Source organism: Paenibacillus sp. A3, assembly GCF_001399685.1.
Lineage (GTDB): Bacteria > Bacillota > Bacilli > Paenibacillales > NBRC-103111 > Paenibacillus_G.
Genome location: NZ_JTHN01000262.1, coordinates 15642 through 31124 on the forward strand (window position 1 = coordinate 15642; position 15483 = coordinate 31124).

20 protein-coding genes and 2 pseudogenes are annotated in these 15483 nt (G+C 49.3%); 8 read left to right on the plus strand and 14 right to left on the minus strand.

The window, feature by feature from the left end; genetic code table 11:
* Window positions 1-287 precede the first annotated feature (287 nt).
* From QJ48_RS32175 to QJ48_RS36420, 3 genes are all read right to left on the minus strand, one after another.
* Window positions 288-896 (minus strand): helix-turn-helix domain-containing protein, encoded by a 609-nt coding sequence (locus QJ48_RS32175; RefSeq protein ID WP_054977423.1) that lies wholly within the window; start codon window positions 894-896, stop codon window positions 288-290.
* A 654-nt stretch (window positions 897-1550) separates the two neighbouring features.
* The gene (locus QJ48_RS32180) at window positions 1551-2120 is read right to left on the minus strand and encodes a suppressor of fused domain protein (RefSeq protein WP_054977409.1); all 570 of its coding nucleotides are present in this window, start codon (window positions 2118-2120) and stop codon (window positions 1551-1553) included.
* The gene (locus QJ48_RS36420; RefSeq protein ID WP_082420764.1) at window positions 2113-2508 is read right to left on the minus strand and encodes a GH-E family nuclease; all 396 of its coding nucleotides are present in this window, start codon (window positions 2506-2508) and stop codon (window positions 2113-2115) included. The genes QJ48_RS32180 and QJ48_RS36420 overlap by 8 nt, the downstream gene beginning before the upstream one ends.
* Before the next feature lie 72 nt (window positions 2509-2580).
* Here QJ48_RS36420 and nfi point away from each other — a divergent pair, with 72 nt between their 5' ends.
* Window positions 2581-3270 carry a deoxyribonuclease V gene (nfi, locus tag QJ48_RS32185; RefSeq protein ID WP_054977410.1) on the plus strand — a complete coding sequence of 230 codons (690 nt, stop codon included), beginning with the start codon at window positions 2581-2583 and terminating at the stop codon, window positions 3268-3270.
* Between the two features lie 64 nt (window positions 3271-3334).
* Here the strand turns inward: nfi and QJ48_RS32190 are convergent, their stop codons facing one another.
* From QJ48_RS32190 to QJ48_RS32200, 3 genes are read right to left on the minus strand one after another with little or no spacing between them, the layout of a single operon-like run.
* Window positions 3335-3607: a hypothetical protein gene (locus tag QJ48_RS32190; protein WP_237763129.1), complete on the minus strand. Its 273-nt coding sequence runs from the start codon at window positions 3605-3607 to the stop codon at window positions 3335-3337.
* A 26-nt stretch (window positions 3608-3633) separates the two neighbouring features.
* Window positions 3634-4095 (minus strand): DUF2269 family protein, encoded by a 462-nt coding sequence (locus QJ48_RS32195; protein WP_054977412.1) that lies wholly within the window; start codon window positions 4093-4095, stop codon window positions 3634-3636.
* A gap of 2 nt (window positions 4096-4097) precedes the next feature.
* Window positions 4098-4634, minus strand: a complete 537-nt coding sequence (locus tag QJ48_RS32200; RefSeq protein ID WP_054977413.1) for a PadR family transcriptional regulator — start codon at window positions 4632-4634, stop codon at window positions 4098-4100.
* A gap of 196 nt (window positions 4635-4830) precedes the next feature.
* Between QJ48_RS32200 and QJ48_RS32205 the strand changes: the two genes are divergently transcribed.
* Window positions 4831-5388: an NADPH-dependent FMN reductase gene (locus QJ48_RS32205; protein WP_054977414.1), complete on the plus strand. Its 558-nt coding sequence runs from the start codon at window positions 4831-4833 to the stop codon at window positions 5386-5388.
* Window positions 5389-5392: 4 nt separating this feature from the next.
* On the opposite strand, the gene QJ48_RS38375 is transcribed toward QJ48_RS32205, so the two are convergent.
* From QJ48_RS38375 to QJ48_RS32215, 3 genes are read right to left on the minus strand one after another with little or no spacing between them, the layout of a single operon-like run.
* The gene (locus QJ48_RS38375; protein ID WP_202813854.1) at window positions 5393-5773 is read right to left on the minus strand and encodes a GNAT family N-acetyltransferase; all 381 of its coding nucleotides are present in this window, start codon (window positions 5771-5773) and stop codon (window positions 5393-5395) included.
* A complete protein-coding gene (locus QJ48_RS38380; RefSeq protein WP_202813855.1) occupies window positions 5746-5982 on the minus strand; it encodes a hypothetical protein in 237 nt (78 codons plus the stop codon). The genes QJ48_RS38375 and QJ48_RS38380 overlap by 28 nt, the downstream gene beginning before the upstream one ends.
* A gap of 5 nt (window positions 5983-5987) precedes the next feature.
* The gene (locus tag QJ48_RS32215) at window positions 5988-6719 is read right to left on the minus strand and encodes an alpha/beta fold hydrolase (protein ID WP_237763128.1); all 732 of its coding nucleotides are present in this window, start codon (window positions 6717-6719) and stop codon (window positions 5988-5990) included.
* A gap of 116 nt (window positions 6720-6835) precedes the next feature.
* Here QJ48_RS32215 and QJ48_RS32220 point away from each other — a divergent pair, with 116 nt between their 5' ends.
* Window positions 6836-7777: a YafY family protein gene (locus tag QJ48_RS32220; protein ID WP_054977415.1), complete on the plus strand. Its 942-nt coding sequence runs from the start codon at window positions 6836-6838 to the stop codon at window positions 7775-7777.
* A 155-nt stretch (window positions 7778-7932) separates the two neighbouring features.
* Here QJ48_RS32220 and QJ48_RS32225 read toward each other — a convergent pair whose 3' ends face one another.
* On the minus strand, window positions 7933-8169 hold the full coding sequence (locus tag QJ48_RS32225; RefSeq protein ID WP_054977416.1) for a helix-turn-helix transcriptional regulator: 237 nt from the start codon (window positions 8167-8169) through the stop codon (window positions 7933-7935).
* Window positions 8170-8303: 134 nt separating this feature from the next.
* On the opposite strand from QJ48_RS32225, the gene QJ48_RS32230 reads away from it, so the two are divergent.
* Together QJ48_RS32230 and QJ48_RS36425 are read left to right on the plus strand one after the other, a co-directional pair.
* Entirely contained in the window at window positions 8304-8555 is a 252-nt protein-coding gene (locus QJ48_RS32230; RefSeq protein WP_054977417.1) for a hypothetical protein, read from the plus strand.
* A 203-nt stretch (window positions 8556-8758) separates the two neighbouring features.
* Window positions 8759-8893, plus strand: a pseudogene (locus tag QJ48_RS36425) (glycoside hydrolase family 30 beta sandwich domain-containing protein); the annotation flags it as partial.
* A 105-nt stretch (window positions 8894-8998) separates the two neighbouring features.
* Here QJ48_RS36425 and QJ48_RS32235 read toward each other — a convergent pair.
* Entirely contained in the window at window positions 8999-9238 is a 240-nt protein-coding gene (locus tag QJ48_RS32235) for a hypothetical protein (RefSeq protein ID WP_054977418.1), read from the minus strand.
* 25 nt (window positions 9239-9263) lie between these two features.
* Window positions 9264-9398: a hypothetical protein gene (locus tag QJ48_RS39300; RefSeq protein WP_272948175.1), complete on the minus strand. Its 135-nt coding sequence runs from the start codon at window positions 9396-9398 to the stop codon at window positions 9264-9266.
* A gap of 157 nt (window positions 9399-9555) precedes the next feature.
* On the opposite strand from QJ48_RS39300, the gene QJ48_RS32240 reads away from it, so the two are divergent.
* From QJ48_RS32240 to QJ48_RS32250, 3 genes are all read left to right on the plus strand, one after another.
* Window positions 9556-11544 carry a 5'-nucleotidase C-terminal domain-containing protein gene (locus QJ48_RS32240; protein WP_054977419.1) on the plus strand — a complete coding sequence of 663 codons (1989 nt, stop codon included), beginning with the start codon at window positions 9556-9558 and terminating at the stop codon, window positions 11542-11544.
* A gap of 185 nt (window positions 11545-11729) precedes the next feature.
* The gene (locus QJ48_RS32245; RefSeq protein WP_054977420.1) at window positions 11730-12476 is read left to right on the plus strand and encodes a hypothetical protein; all 747 of its coding nucleotides are present in this window, start codon (window positions 11730-11732) and stop codon (window positions 12474-12476) included.
* Window positions 12477-12657: 181 nt separating this feature from the next.
* Entirely contained in the window at window positions 12658-13671 is a 1014-nt protein-coding gene (locus tag QJ48_RS32250) for a S66 peptidase family protein (RefSeq protein WP_054977421.1), read from the plus strand.
* A 298-nt stretch (window positions 13672-13969) separates the two neighbouring features.
* On the opposite strand, the gene QJ48_RS32255 is transcribed toward QJ48_RS32250, so the two are convergent.
* Both QJ48_RS32255 and QJ48_RS32260 read right to left on the minus strand, forming a co-directional pair.
* On the minus strand, window positions 13970-15184 hold the full coding sequence (locus QJ48_RS32255; RefSeq protein ID WP_054977422.1) for a M24 family metallopeptidase: 1215 nt from the start codon (window positions 15182-15184) through the stop codon (window positions 13970-13972).
* Between the two features lie 27 nt (window positions 15185-15211).
* A pseudogene (locus QJ48_RS32260) lies at window positions 15212-15483 on the minus strand (amino acid ABC transporter ATP-binding protein); the annotation flags it as partial.

Below are 15483 nucleotides of genomic sequence, written 5' to 3' on the forward strand. Positions count from 1 at the left end.
AAATCCCCCGAAATCGCAGACCGCCAATGGCGTGTCTGCTGTTTCTTCTTTAACTGATTCTTTTTTAATTCTTCTTTAATTGAGTATTGTTTATGATTATTATTAGTGAGACTGTCGGACGGTTCGTAACAGACTTTATGTCTTTCATTCAGACTCCCTGTCCTTCTTAACCGACTCTATGTCTAAATCATGGACACATTGTCTACAGCACCATTTATGCATCCTTCAACAGACTATATGACGGTTATTCGGACAGAGAGTCTGCTGAAATGACAGACTCATCATTTTTACCCGTTCACATCGGACGGAAAGCGTTTGGTCATCTCAGCTTTCAGGAACTGAGCATAGCTTTCCAGAATCTCCTTCTCAGCAAATTTGTCAATGGGCAGTCTTCTTTCATTGAGTCTTTGAAGTTGGTCAATATACGACTTGTATTCGTCACGCTTGACCATGCCCTGAATCCAAAGCGTCAACTCTCGCTCGTTTACTTGCTTCCGTACGCTTCCGATAACCTCATGGGTCTTTTCCGACATTAACAGATATGGGTGGCAATGCAGATAATTCGACAGGGAATAGGTGTTATTCTTACCCTGACTGACTAGAATCATCTTCTTGTCTGCCAATTCCTTGATATGGCGTTCTACTGACTTTGAACTGCATCCGATGTTTCTAGCCATCATTTCGATGGTCGGATAGCATTGACTTTTGTCGCTCATATACGCGATTAGGTCAATCAGAATCAGCTTTTCATATTGTGTTAAGCCGTAGCACCGATGGATTTTATGCGGCACTTTGGTAAACCCCTTATGTTGTGACGTGAACTGACTCTCTTGGCTCACCTTGTCCATGTACTCATTTGCGGCTTGGTTATTCTTAATCAACCAGAAGTTACTCATTTTCATTACCACCCTTCTCATAGTTTTATGCCGCTGCATGGCGGCTATGAAGTTGGGAAGGTGGCTAGCCATCCAACGTTTCCCTCGCCTAATATATGTAAACTGGTCGTCACCAGATTTTGAACTCTACACTGTTAATAGTCGGAACTTCTACTCGCTTAGTTGCGATGAAAAATTCTTTGACCGTCCCTCACACTAACTATCGTTTTATTCTGCCAAATTGTTGCGATAAATTTTAAAAAAGCTGTGAGAAAGCGAAGATAACAAAAAACAGATCAATCATGGTGGTATCTGACCATAATTGACCTGTTCGATGCAATGCTATTACGTTAAATAGGTTATAAAATTCAAGCTTCATGTGCGTGCAACAGAATTGAAGAATCCTTTATGCGGGTATTACATGGGCTATATGTGTTATTGATTGAATAATGGGTTCATTCGGCACTGGGTGGGGGTCTATTTCATCAACCGCCGTATTCATACCAAAGAACGAAAAAGACCACAACACGGGCGGCTAGCCAGTATCGTGGCTTTGTTGGTTATATTGTACGATCTTGATGTTGGGATTGTAAACGAGTTCACACAAATTTCTTAACAGAACCGTTACATGCTTAAATATACAGGTTAATTAATTTACTATAATTAAAGAACCTCTCAAACTGCGGATTCTCTACTTACATTAAATGGGTCAACGTTCTTTTCTTCTAATAAGTCCTCGAATTTTTCCGCTCCATATTTAACAAAATATTCACATTCTGACTGTGAAATATAAAAAGCCAATAATATTCTACCATCTTTATCCTTAGTATTAGTACGAACAATACTATATTCTTCTGGGAAAGCGTATGGTTCAGTAAAATAAATTGCGCTTTTATTGTATTTTTGAACAAACTCTTTATCAAGTCTTTCAAGCCCTCTTATCGATATCCCCCTTCCTATTTGCATTTTGTTGCCGATACAATAAAATAATGTACTTGCAAGAAGGTAACCTGTACTATTAAAAGCACCATCAACTACCATTGAAACCTCAACATTAGCCCCTACTATTTCCTCATACTTACTAAATCCAAGTGAATTGTAAACTAAGCACTCCTCAAAAACATTTTCATACTTCAATATCTGTATACTTGGCATTTCTTTAGTACTTTTAAACACCTCTCGGTCAATAGGCTCTCTTAAAAATTTGCTGTAATGGTCATAATATAGTTCTCCATAGTTAATCATCCTTTTTAACTCCTTTATAAGTTCCCTCTACACCTTCAAATTTATGACTGATATTACATTCATGACATTGAACCCTTAATCGCTCATTATACTCATCCAACACTTCCTTGCGTGTAGGCAATTCTTCACCTGCCTTCATGCTTGCAACTCTTTCGGCCCACGTATCTGGATAATGGTCTAAGTCATATCCAATTCGTTTGACTGGTCCATTCTTTGTATTAATCATAATGCTATCTGGAATAACTTCACCACAAGTAGGACAAATAATTTCTCCTAATTCATTTCTTGGAGCATCGTCTTCTGCTTTAGTACGAGCACCTTTTCTAAAACTACCTCTCTTAAATAATTTATCATTATCAGTAGCTTCACCCGTCCCCTTAGTGACCAATCGGTTATAATAACTTAAGGAATATTTTGCTGCAAACCGATTGGAATTTTTAAACTTCTTGGGGGCTTGATCATGGAACCGATCTTAAAGCATGCATGGAAATTATCTGAAATGGATGCAGTCAAACTGCAAAAAGAGTTATTTTTAAAAATGATAAGGGAAGATCAACTTGCTGAAGTTAATTATATTGCTGGAGTGGACGTAGCGTATAGTGAACACAGCGACAAATTAATTGCTGCGATCGTTATTTTAGAAGCAAGTTCATTACATATCATAGAATCGGTTGTGGTGGAAGACACGGTTCATTTTCCTTATATCCCCGGGTTGTTTTCGTTCAGGGAGATTCCTCCGCTGCTTAAAGCATTCGAGCAAATAAAGACCCCTCCTCAGCTCATTGTCTGCGATGGACAGGGAATGGCCCACCCCAGACGATTCGGATTAGCGAGTCATTTGGGCGTTCTCTTCGACATTCCTACCATTGGATGTGGAAAAACGAAGTTATTAGGGGAGTTCCAAGACCCCGGACGAAAAAGAGGATCTTCTTCACCATTGGTTGATCATGGCGAGGTGATCGGGGCTGTGTTAAGAACTCAGGATCATATTAAACCTATTTTCGTGTCCATCGGTCATCGTATTTCTTTAGAAACGGCTTGCGAATGGATCTTAAAGCTCTCTCCGAAGTATCGTTTACCGGAAACAACGCGGCAAGCCGATCAGCTTGTGAATAAAGTTTTAGGCGGTCTTCAAAGAGATCAAGAATAAAATGAGTGGCGGATTTCCGCCCTATAAAAGTACGTTCGGCGGATCTTTAGACCGTTTGAAAGTTTCATATTAGGTGTATGTTTGAACCTTTTTGAATCCTCTCTATGTCTACTCTTTCTCTAATATTTAAGGCAATAAGCGGAAAGTTGGCAATTGAAAAAGATATACTGACATCCTTAACCTCAAATTCAAAGCTTGTTCCGTCTACATTGCTTACTGCTATCTTTGAACCAGTCAAGTTCTTTAATTTTGTAATTTGATAAGGATCCGTTTCATCTACACTAATCTTCAGTACCAAACCACGGTCTGGCAGATCAATAACATCTTCTAACCTCATAATTTCCAAAAAATCCGCTTCCTCTCTCAGAACGGCTTAACCAGCATCAAGTACAGCACGAACAGCGGGATGATGATGACCAGCGTGCCGAACACATCCCATGTGCGGGAAGCTTTCCGATACGCAGCGGTAAGCGCGCCTTCCGCCTCGGCGATGATGCTTTGCTTCATCATTGTCCGCTGGGCGGGAATGAGGAGAGCGCCCCAGATTAAGCCGCTTAGCACAAATAAGGCTTCCGACGCCGTCATCCAGTTCAGCTCCGCGAGCGAGTATCCGTTCAAGGCGGCCATGATGTGGCCTGTTGCCAGCAGCAGGATGACGCCGGGCAGCGTAAACCAGTAATCGGCGTGCATGACATTGCGCGCGACCCGCCGGATGTGGGCCAGATCTTGACCACGCTCCGCCGACAGCTTCCAGAACGCCGCCGTAATGATGTTACCGAGGAACAGTACGGCTCCAAGCACATGCAAAAAAATCAGCGCTCCCATGTTCACTTCTCCTCCTTATGGTTGTCCAGCATTTCCGCGCATTCCAGCAGGGCATCGATTTTGGCTTGGTGATAACGAATCCCGATGGTGAGAGAAAGCAGCTGATGCTTGGGCATCTGCTGATGATATTGATCATGCATCCCTTGAAGGATGTTCAGCTTTGCTTCGTGCTGCTTGCGGCTTTGTCCGATCCAATCCAGCATCTCGCCCTCGTCCATCTTCCCGCCAAAAAACAGCCTCATGCACACATCGGAGCGCACGTTATCTTCCTCGACCGGCTGCTCGTAATATTGGGCCAGAACCGCCCGGCCAACCTCCGTGATGGAATATTCGTTTTTGTTCGGACGGTCCTCCTGTATAATCGTGCGTTTCTCGATACAGCCTTCCTTCTCCAAATTTTTAAGCGTTGGATAGACACTTCCGTAGCTTCCCTCGAAGAAAAAGGAGATCGGTCCTTCAAAATTTTTTTTGATTTCGTACCCGGTCATCGGCCGCTTGCTTAATAGGGCAAGAGCCACATATTTGGCCTGCAGCTGCATCGGCGCAGCCTCCTTTAGTAATATAATCATTATACATATTCATAATGTTAATATAAATTTACAGCGGCAATTTGTCCAGTTTTTTCTTGCTGCATAAAGTATTCTGAATAAATTTCAAATACTATGCTCCCATTGACTATGACATTAATGATATGGTTTAAAATGCAGATACCGAATGGAAAAGAGGGTGAACTGAATGGAACAACGAAGTCTAGTAGTGCTAGGAATATCAGGAAGTCTGCGCGAGCAATCGTCTAATACACGGCTGCTCTCGTTCATCGGAGGAATGATGCCCGCCGGTATGGAGTTTCGTATGTATCAAGGGCTCGCGAGTTTACCGCATTTCAGTCCAGACTTAGACGGTGACGAAGCTCAATTGCATGGGGCGGTGCGCGAATGGCGGGAGGAGCTGCGAGCGGCAAATGCGATTGTGATCTGTACGCCGGAATATGCGCGAGGAGTGCCAGGGACGCTCAAGAACGCGCTGGACTGGGTCGTATCCTCGGGTGAGTTCATGAACATGCCGACGGCGGTCATAAGCGCGTCGCCGCATCCGGATGGTGGCGCTACAGCGCTGCACTCGCTGACACTAACTCTAAAGATGATGAGCGCGGCTATCCCGGACGAAGCGTCGCTTGCCGTTCCGTTCGTTAGTAAGATGATCGGGTCGGATGGCAGCGTGACGGACACGAACACCTTGTCATCGCTGTTCAATCTGGTTCGGGCGCTGTCGCAGGCCATTCCGGAGAAATAATTTGTTATGGACTGACGGGGCAGTCGGTGAACAAATCCAGCATGAAACGCATCACATGCCGCCGACTTCCCGCAGTACCCACCTCGACAAAGCCGAACTCTTTAAATTGCGGAACAAATCCGATAAAACGATAGCTTGGGGAGTCGGGGTCAACAGGGTAAGCTTCAACAACGGCTGCACCCCTCTGACGCGCATGTTCAACAGCCGCTTGAAGCAGTTGTTTCATGACCCCATGTCCGCGAAACTCACGAGCCATATAGAAACAAACCAAAGACGAGACCTGATCGGGATGCTCATTTGTCTCGTATAATCCCCCGAGGGCACGATAAGTTGAGCGCGGAGCGATGGAGCACCATGCTACAGGCTCGTCGCCCGCATATCCCAAGTACCTATGGGAACATGTTCTTGAACCACGTTCCGGATTGCAGATTTTTTGGTTGCCTTCGTTTTCCGATCTTCAGGTTTCCCGCGCCAAACCATACACCAGCAATTCTTTGGTCCACCCCGACGTTCAAAAAGCTTCTCAAAATCCGGCCAACGACCTTGATCGACTTCGAAGAAATCCAGCTTTACAAAAGGATTGGAAATATCCATTACCTTTATGACCTCGCGTTTATCATGAATTCCTCTAAAATAGCTCTTAACCCATCCGGATCGCTAAGCATGGGCAGGTGCCCTGTGTCCAGACTTCGTACCCATTGGGGGGAAAGGTTCGAAATCATTTTATTTTGCAAAGAGGGACTGAACTCCTTGTCTTTGGTTAGCTTTACATATAACATTGGAACCGTCGGCAGGGATACCTTGATTCGGTCCGTATACACGCGTATGGCCTCGGGTGTGAACCCATTGATGATCTCCGTAGTTTGTTCTGCTGAAAGATCGCTGCACAATCCCGCACGAATTGCCGATTCCGGCGGCTTCGTACCGATTATTCGCATGATCGTTGAGATTAGCATTCTTTGGGGGAATGGCAGCACGGACAAAAAGGAACCGCCGTTTTTCGGAATCGCTGCCCCTACCGAGATATAGCCTGCTAATCGATCGTTCCATTCGGATGTAAGCCGAAGACCGATCACTCCCCCAAGCGAATGCGCCACGATAACGAACCTCCGAGGTCCCCATTCGTCTACTTGTCTTTTTACATGAGTAACATAATCGTCTAGAGAAAGCTTTTTCCGCGATTCCATTAAATCTTTTCTTCGAGGATAAGTGGCCATCAGATGAGGATAATCAAGTCCATCCACAACTTTACTCCAGATACGGCTATCCAGTCCCGCTCCGCTAAGGAAAACGAAACCTATCTTTTCTTGTGTGCCTTCTTGAATGGACATCTTCTTCTCCTCCATTGCCGGTTAAGATGATTACAAGTTAAATGTAGCATTTAAATACGACAAATTATGGCTTATTTATGTGCTAAGATAAAAATAATACATGGAGGAGGGAAGGTATGCAGAAGTCACAGCGGCTAATCCAAATGATGATGAGAATAAACGCCAGCAAGTCATTTACCGTCCGGGAGTTGGCCGATGAATTCGGACTGTCCAGCCGAACGATTACGCGGGACTTGCAGGAACTAAGCGAGCTCGGTGTTCCCATCTACTCTGTCCAAGGAAGAGGCGGAGGTTATAGACTGCTTCAAGAAAGGCTCCTCCCGCCGATCAGTTTCTCCGAAGGCGAAGCTATTGCGATGTTTTTTGCATGCCAATCTTTGGATTACTTCAGTACACTGCCATTCGGCGAGGGAGCAGATTCCGCGCTTCGCAAGTTTTACCACTATTTACCTGCGGATGTAAAGGAGAAGATTGATCGTTTAAAGAACAGGATCATGTTCTGGAGTCCCTATCGATGGATGTCTCCGGAGATTCTCCAAACCCTGCTGCAGGCTATTATGATTCGCAGCGTAGTCACCATCGAATACAAATCCGGCAGCGGTGTTTCGAAGCGCAATATTCAGCCCATCGGGCTCTATGCGAGTTCCGGCTTTTGGTATTGTCCCGCATTTTGTTTTCTTCGGGAAGAAATCAGGCAATTTAGAGCAGATCGGATTCTGTCTGCGTCGATCGATGAATCGATTCCTTGCCGGGATGATATCACTCAGAAGACGCTAATAGATAAGCCCCAAAAAAACCAACAGGAACAAACGGTGCTCCGGTTGGAGCTGACGAAAAAAGGCGTATGGTTGTTGGAATCGAATTCGCGGATCGCTCCTTATATCGTGTGCAGTGAGGACGGAAGCGGGCATGCCGACATCCGGATAGCTGCAGAGGACTTGAGCTTTTACGTGGACTTTATCTGGCAATTCGGGAGTGATGTAAAAATAACGGGACCTATTGAAGCCATTGCGTACATGAAACAAAAAGTCGAATCTATGCGGCTGCTCTATTGTTAAAACGGGCGGGGTAGTTTAAATATTGGAGAATTTTTGCACGAGGCAAGAATGGCGTTTGATGGAGGAGTCCAACGAAGAATAGTAGCTGAAGCTCCTCTCTGGCTCGCGAAGAGGGGCTTTCTACTAATAGCAGAAGAAGCGCTGTTTTTACAAATTTACTTTAACGAACCGTCGTTTTCGAGGTCAATGAGGTCGATAATTTCACGAATGTCCGATATGTTCAGAGCTTCCGCTATTTTTTCGATATGGGCGAAATTGATATTTTCGCGTTTGCCGTTGGATAATTCGCTTAATGCAGCATGACGAACATCGGAGAGACGGGATAACTCCCGCAGCGAAATTCGATGCTTTTTTGTCAACTCGGCAATTTTTACTTGAACTTTTTTGGACATAATTTACTCACCATTAGTTTTTGATGGAACGCTTGACTATACGTATTAACGTACCATATAATATGCATACACCTGGTACACATATGCGTATCAGAGCTTAAAACTTCCATTATTCCAAAAAAGTTGGTGAAATCATGGAGAACGAGTTCGCAGATAAGTACGAGCATTTATTGGTGGAGGAGAGGGAATTAACGCAAAAAATCGCAACGTGCGAGCAATGCGTTACAGCCGTGCTCAGTTGTATTGAGCAGCATTCGGATTCGATTCATTTGCACACGGTCGAAGATGTGGTCGGCTTAATCCATACGATCAGCGGCGATTTGCAAACGGAGCTGTTGCATTTGAGGCTGGAAAAAAGTGTAATGTCAAGTAAGCTGAATACATAAGTAAAATCTTTCTTCGTTAAATTCTATACTACGGTATAAGAAAAACCACTGGTGGTTTTCTGTAATTTCATTTTATAGACCCCTGTTTAGCCATGGAAGTCCTTTCTCGTAAATTCTAATTTCCCCAAGTAATATGCGATAGTTCGTTATTGTCCCATCATGGGAAATAATAAATATTGTATTATACTTTTTTCAATCCAATTAACAAATTCGCCGCGCCGGGAGCCGTGCGGATCGATTCCTCCGGCTTCGGCGGCGGCAGCATCGAGAACGTCGTTTATCGGAACCCGGACGGCTCGCTTGTCCTGATCGCCGCCAACAAAGGCGAGGAAACCGAATAGAGGCGGAGCTGTCGGCGCTTTAACCGGAAACATCCGTTTGACCGTTGGGTCAGACGGATGTTTTTTGCCCAATCAGCCGGACGAAGCTTTAGATACCTACCGCTATCCCTCTTCCTCCGGCTCCTCGTCCATGCCAATCGCTGCGTCGAAGACGGATTCCCCGGGGACGTTGGTTATGTCCTCTTTCGCCCGAACCTGCCGCTTGATGTTCTCATAAAAGCTCTGAAACGACTGATCAAGCAGAGCTTCGCGGTTCGGATCGTCATTGACGTCGGAATCGACTTCCAGGCTTCGGATATCCGCTGCGCTTCCGTCTGCCGTTTTGTTATTATCCGGGGTCATTGCGCAATTCCTTTCCTTCCAGCGGTCACTTGTTGTTCAAGTTTCTCAGCACTTGGGCCGGCATCTCTTTGCGGTCTTCCTCGGCTTTCTTCTCTTTGCTCTTATCGTCCGGGTTTGCCGAATTGTACCGGGCAGCGTCCATCCCGTCCATAATATTCATGGGAAATCCCTCCTTTACCGATATCATGGCTTTCGCCAGCCGATTTTATTCGGCGGGTCCGCGGGCCTTCATATAAACTTAACCTTGCTCCAAGCGGTTTAATATTATAATGGTTCAATGAGAAGCAGGCATAATCTTCTAATCAACGAGGTGGAACATGAACAAGACGGCACGTAAGTTAGGCATCGCGCTGCTGGCGGTTGGCATGGCCATTCCGGCATGGAGCGGCAGCATCTCCAGTGTCCGGGCGGAAGCATCCGGCAGTCCATCCGTATCTTTGCTGTATTTCAACGACGGACACGAAATCAGTCCCGTGACCGACAAGCTCGGCACCCGCGGCGGCGTAGCCCGGGTCAAGACGCTGGTGGACAGCGTAGCCGGCGAGAAAATCGTCGCTTTCGGCGGCGATCTGGGGGGCGGGACGTTATTCGGCGGCGTCTTCAAAGGGCATCCGATGGTGGAAGCCTTGGGCCGGATTCCCGTCGATGTCGCGAATTTCGGGCAGCACGATTTCGACGCAGGCGTCCCCAATACGCTGGAGCTGATTAAAAGTTCGCGCTTTCGGTGGATCTCCTCCAACTTGGCCGGAAGCGACGGGAAGCCGTTCGGCCAAGTGCCGGAGTACGTTGTCATCGAGAAACAAGGCATTCGTATCGGTATCCTCGGCCTGACCAGCGCCATGGAAACGACAATGCGGGACGAGCGGGTTAAAAGCCTGAACGTGATCGAATCCGCGCAAAAAGCGGTGGACAAGCTGAAACAAGCGAAAGTGGATCTGATCGTGGCGCTGACACAGGAGCCGGTAGCGGACGATAAAGCGCTGCTGGCGGCCGTCCCCGACATCCGGGCGGTTTTTACCGAGGAAGAAGCGGAGGAAAAGTCGTTCGTCCATGAGGTCGACGGCGGCCGTCGGCTGATCTTCTCGCCTCAAGGCAACATGGGGTCGATTATTCGGCTAATCGTGAACAAAGAAAAGGATGGGACGATCCGTTTATCGCATGAGATATTGAAAGTCGACGAAACCGTCCAAGAGGACAAGCCGCTTGCCGAGATGGCGGCCGATTACCAAGCCAAGCTGGATGCGGAGCTGGGCAAAAAGGTAGCCTCTTTAGCCGGTGATTTGCCGTATGGGGATAACCACGAATCCCGGTTCCGGGAAACGGCCATCGGCAATTGGATCGCTGACGCGTACCGTGATTATTACGGGACCGACATCGCGTTTGCGAACGGCGGAGGCATTCGGGCGAGCGCCAAAAAGGGCGATTTCACCTTAAAGGATGCCAAGTCGATATTGCCGTTCGGCAACAAGATCGTGAAGGTGGAAGCGACTGGAGAGATGGTGCTCAAGGCGCTGGAAAACGGAGTTTCCGGCGTGGAGAAGCTGGCGGGCGGCTTTTTGCAGGTTTCCGGTATCGCCTATGAATACGACGCGGACAAGCCGTCCGGTCAGCGGGTGCGGAACGCTCGAATCGGCGGGCAGCCGATCGATAAAGACGCCGTCTATACGCTGGCCTTGTCCAACTATATGTTCACCGGCGGCGATAATTACACGATGTTTGCAAAAGCAAAAGCCATTGTAGGCGCGGGAGAGGCGCTGACGGATTTTGAACTTCTCGCGGCGTATGCTTCGAAGCTAAAGCAGGTTCACATCGAGCCGGAGGGACGGATCGCTGTCAAAGGCTTCGCGGACGTACCGTCCGGTCATTGGGCGCATACGGCGGTCAAAGGATTGACCGATGCAGGCGTCATGAGCGGCGCGGGTGAAGGGCGGTTCGCCCCCAACGCGGGCTTGTCTCGCAAGGAGGCAGGCGAGATGGTGTCCAAGGCATTGACCCGGGAAGCGCACGCCCCGGTATGGACCGAGCTTGGGCTAGGCGGCGAAGATATGGCAGCTCCGGTTGTACGGCAGGAACTGGCGCTCCTCGCCAAATGGCTGTACGAGAAGAAAACAGGCAAAACGCTGCCCGCCGCAGCGAAGTCGCCGTTTGCGGATGACGCGGCGATGCCGGACGGAATGAAAGCGGCGGTAGCCGGGCTGGCCCAGCTCGGGCTTGTCGAAGGACGGCAGCCTGGCCAGTACGCCCCGAAGGAAAAGGCGACACGGGCGGAAATCGCACACTTGGTCTGGAACATCCTCGGGAAATAAAATCAAAAACAAGCCGATGCTTGCCTATTGTGAGGCAGCACCGGCTTGTTTTTTTCCATTTTCAGCATTTATTCAGCTTCCGCTCAACCAACGCTCAGCCCAAACTAAGGTTCCATTAATGTACCGCTCCTATACTTCAAAGTGTAAGTGAAACACAAATTTGAAATCAAAGGAGACATGAACCCATGAAAACGATTGGAAAAAAATTGATGGCAGGAACGATTGCAGCAGGTTTTCTTCTCGGAGGAGCCGGATTATATTACACTCAAGCATATGCCGCAACGACGACAACTTCGGAAAGTGGCACAACCGCAGATAGCGGGCAGCAGGGACACGGGCACGGGAAGTTTGGCAAGGGCGGCTTCGGCCGGGAAGGGCACGGCTTCCGCGGCGTCAACATCCTGAAAGAAACCGCCACGCTGCTTAACCTGGACGAGAAAACGCTGATGGACGAGCTGAAGCAGAACAAAACGCTGGTACAAGTCGCGCAGGAAAAAGCGGGCTTGACGGAAGACGCCCTCATCCAAAAGCTGACCGACGCCGAAACGAAGGCGATTGATGATGCGGTGAGCGCAGGCAAGATCACGCAGGAGCAAGCGGACAAGCGTAAATCCGATCTGGCGGACCGCTTGAAGCAGGCCGTGACCAATACGAAGCCGCAAGGTCATCACGGCGACAAAGGAGCTTTCGGGATGATGGGCAATCCCGAGAATCTGGCGAAGATGTTGGGTATTACCCAACAGGAGCTCACCGACGCGATGAAAGCAGGCAAATCGCTGGCCGAAATCGCGCAGGAGAAAGGCATTAGCCGCGACCAGCTCATCAGCCAAATCAAATCGAATTTGGACGATGCGATCGGCAAATTCGTAGACCGCAAGCCGGGTCAACGTCCGGCTGCGCCTGACGCGGACTCGGCCAATAGCCAAGGTTAAGAAAACAAGAAATAGAGGGAAAAGGTCTTGTCTCTTTAGTCGAGGCAAGATCTTTTTTTTATACCAATGCGTAATTCTCTTTGAGATCTTGAACCATAAAATGGTAAGGGGGATGAAATTCCGGTTGCTCCAAAAAGCTAGTTTTGGTAATATCGTGTAAATTGGGAGAGGGGGACTTACGATGAACTACCCGGTTTTCAAAGAAGCAGCAACGATTGGCGTAACCGCCCCGTCCTCCGGGGTACCTGCGGCATTGCATGATTTGGTCAAGCTCTCGTGCAGCCGCATGCAGAGCAGAGGCTTTAACGTCGTTTGCGGAGAAACGGTGTGGACGCAAGAGAAGGCCAAGTCCGCGCCGGCTCAAATACGTGCTAATGAATTCAATGACATGATGAGAAATGACAGTATCCAACTCATCATCCCGCCTTGGGGTGGGGAACTGCTGATCGAGATACTCGAATATATTGAATTTGAAAATATACCGAGCAAGTGGATTTTAGGATATTCGGATATCAGCGCATTGCTCTTGGCGATCACTTTAAAAACCGGCCTGGCGACGGCTCACGGAACGAATCTGGTCGATTTGCGAGGCGAATATTCCGACGAGACCACCGCCATGTGGCAAGCGGTCTTATCAACGAAAACGGGCGAATCCGTTCTCCAGCATTCCTCGCCAAAGTATCAGAAGGAATGGAGACACGTCGACCCTTCGCCGTGTATTTACCATTTAACTGAGCCTACTTATTGGAAAACCGTGTCCGGGGCAAAAACGAACATCCAAGGCCGTTTGCTTGGGGGCTGCATCGATATCATCCGACATTTGGTCGGCACTCCATTCGGCGATGTGCGGCATTTCCAGAAGCATTTTATTCATGAGGACCCTATCGTCTGGTATCTGGAAAACTGCGAGCTGTCCACAGCGGATTTACGCAGATCGTTAGTACAAATGAAGCTGGCCGGTTGGTTTGAGCATTGTACGGGTATTATGTTTGGCCGCAGCAGCGCCAATCGTCCGGTTGAAGGCTACACAGCCGAAGAAGTTTATCGAGAGCTGGCCGAGGAGCTGCAGGTCCCAATTGTTTACGATATCGATTGCGGCCATGTTCCGCCGCAGATGACGTTCATCAACGGAGCGTATGCCGAAATCGAGGTCGAAGCCGGCAAAGGGACGGTCAAGCAATTTTTTAAGTCATAGCCCACAGACGAGAAAAAGGTCAAAAGGACAGCGTGAACGTATCTGGAGCTTGTTGAGAAAGAGGTTTTTGACTGAAATAGAGAAACATACGGAGGTGGGGTATCTGCTGTAGGAGCGATAGCGTTCGCCTTTGTCTGCGGGAAATATCCGCTGCTAAGCGGCTTCCAATCAAAATTTCCCGCAGACAAGAGCGACCGGAAGTAGATACCCTACCCCCTCGTACACCTCTATACTTCAGTTGACCTCTTTCCCAACAAGCTCAGAACAACGTAAACGCGTCTTTTTGACCTTTTTTCACTTACAACGAAATCAAATCCCGCGAAAGCTTGTTCAGCCGCTCGCAGCCGTTGTCCGTCACCAACACCATATCCTCGATCATGATCGAGCCGACACCGTAGCCGTAGTACGGCGTTTCCAGACAGATGACCATCCCCGGGCGGAAGACGGTTTCCTCCGACGGGCTCAGGAACGGGGCTTCCTCGGCCGCGAGGCTCAGTCCCGCGCTGTGCCCCAGATGGCCCCGGTTGTAATTCGGGAGGCCCGAGCGGCGGATCAGCGGCATCACTTCGTCAAAAGCGCGCTTCATCGGCATCCCCGGCTCGATCAGCTCCAGCAGCCGGTCGTGGCCGGCCCGCAGTGCGTCGTAGATGCGCTTCACCGTTTCGGACGGCGAGCCGAGCACGAACGTGCGCGCAATGTCCGAGCCGTAGCCGGCCACGTCGACGCCGACATCGAATTTGATCAGATCGCCGGGCTGACCCGGACGCGTGTCGAAAATATGCGCAGGCGCAAAATGCGCCCCGACCGAAATCATATGGAAGCGGGAGGACGAGCCGTCGGCATGGGTCAGCAGCGCGAGCCGGAAGGCGTCGGCTATCTCCGCCGCCGAGCTGCCGGCCCGGATTCCCTTGATCGTTTCGGCGATGCCGATCTCGGCGTATTCGCAGCTCTTGCGCAGCTGCGCGATTTCCCAAGGCGTCTTGAGCGCGCGCAGCTCGGTCAGGATCGCTCCGGCTTCCGCGAATTCCAAGCCCGGCACGGCTTCGCGCAGCGCATTCACGGCAGGATACCGCATGGAGTTCAGCTCCACGGCCACCCTGCCGCCGCTTATCCCGTGTTCGGCCAGCACCTGCCCGAGCAGCCCGAACATTTCCTGCACTTGATGGTTCACGGGCCGCCGCCCCTCGTAATTGCCGCCGCGCAATCCGAGCGGATCGTCGACGTCGACCCAGGTCGGGTACGTGCGCAGCTCGCACCCAGGCAAATCCTCCGGAACGCCCGCGGCCTCAAATTCGTTCATGATAATGACCGTACGGCGGCTCGGATCGCGGAACATGACGGCCAGCGCAACTTCATTCATCCGCAGCGTATACATAAACGTGCTGGGATGACCGGACAGATAGTAGAAATTTTCACAGCTTGACGCCACGAGCGCTTCCACATTTTCCCTCTCCATAATCGCCCGCGCCCGCTCCGCGACGTTCTTCATATGCTCTGCTTTGCTCGGAACCACAATGTCCACTCCTTCGAATCTTACTCGTTACTCCGTCTCCGGCGCGCCTTCGATTTGCCGCAAAAACTTGCGTGCCCGCTCCGTCTGCGGCTGGACGAAAAATTGCTCCGGTGCGCCTTCTTCCTGAATTTTGCCGTCGCTCATAAAAATAACCCGGTTCGCCGCTTCCCGCGCAAACTTCATCTCGTGGGTGACGACGATCATCGTCATGCCTTCCGCAGCAAGCTGCTTCATGACGGCCAGCACCTCACCCGTCAATTCGGGGTCCAGCGCCGACGTCGGCTCGTCGAACAGCATCA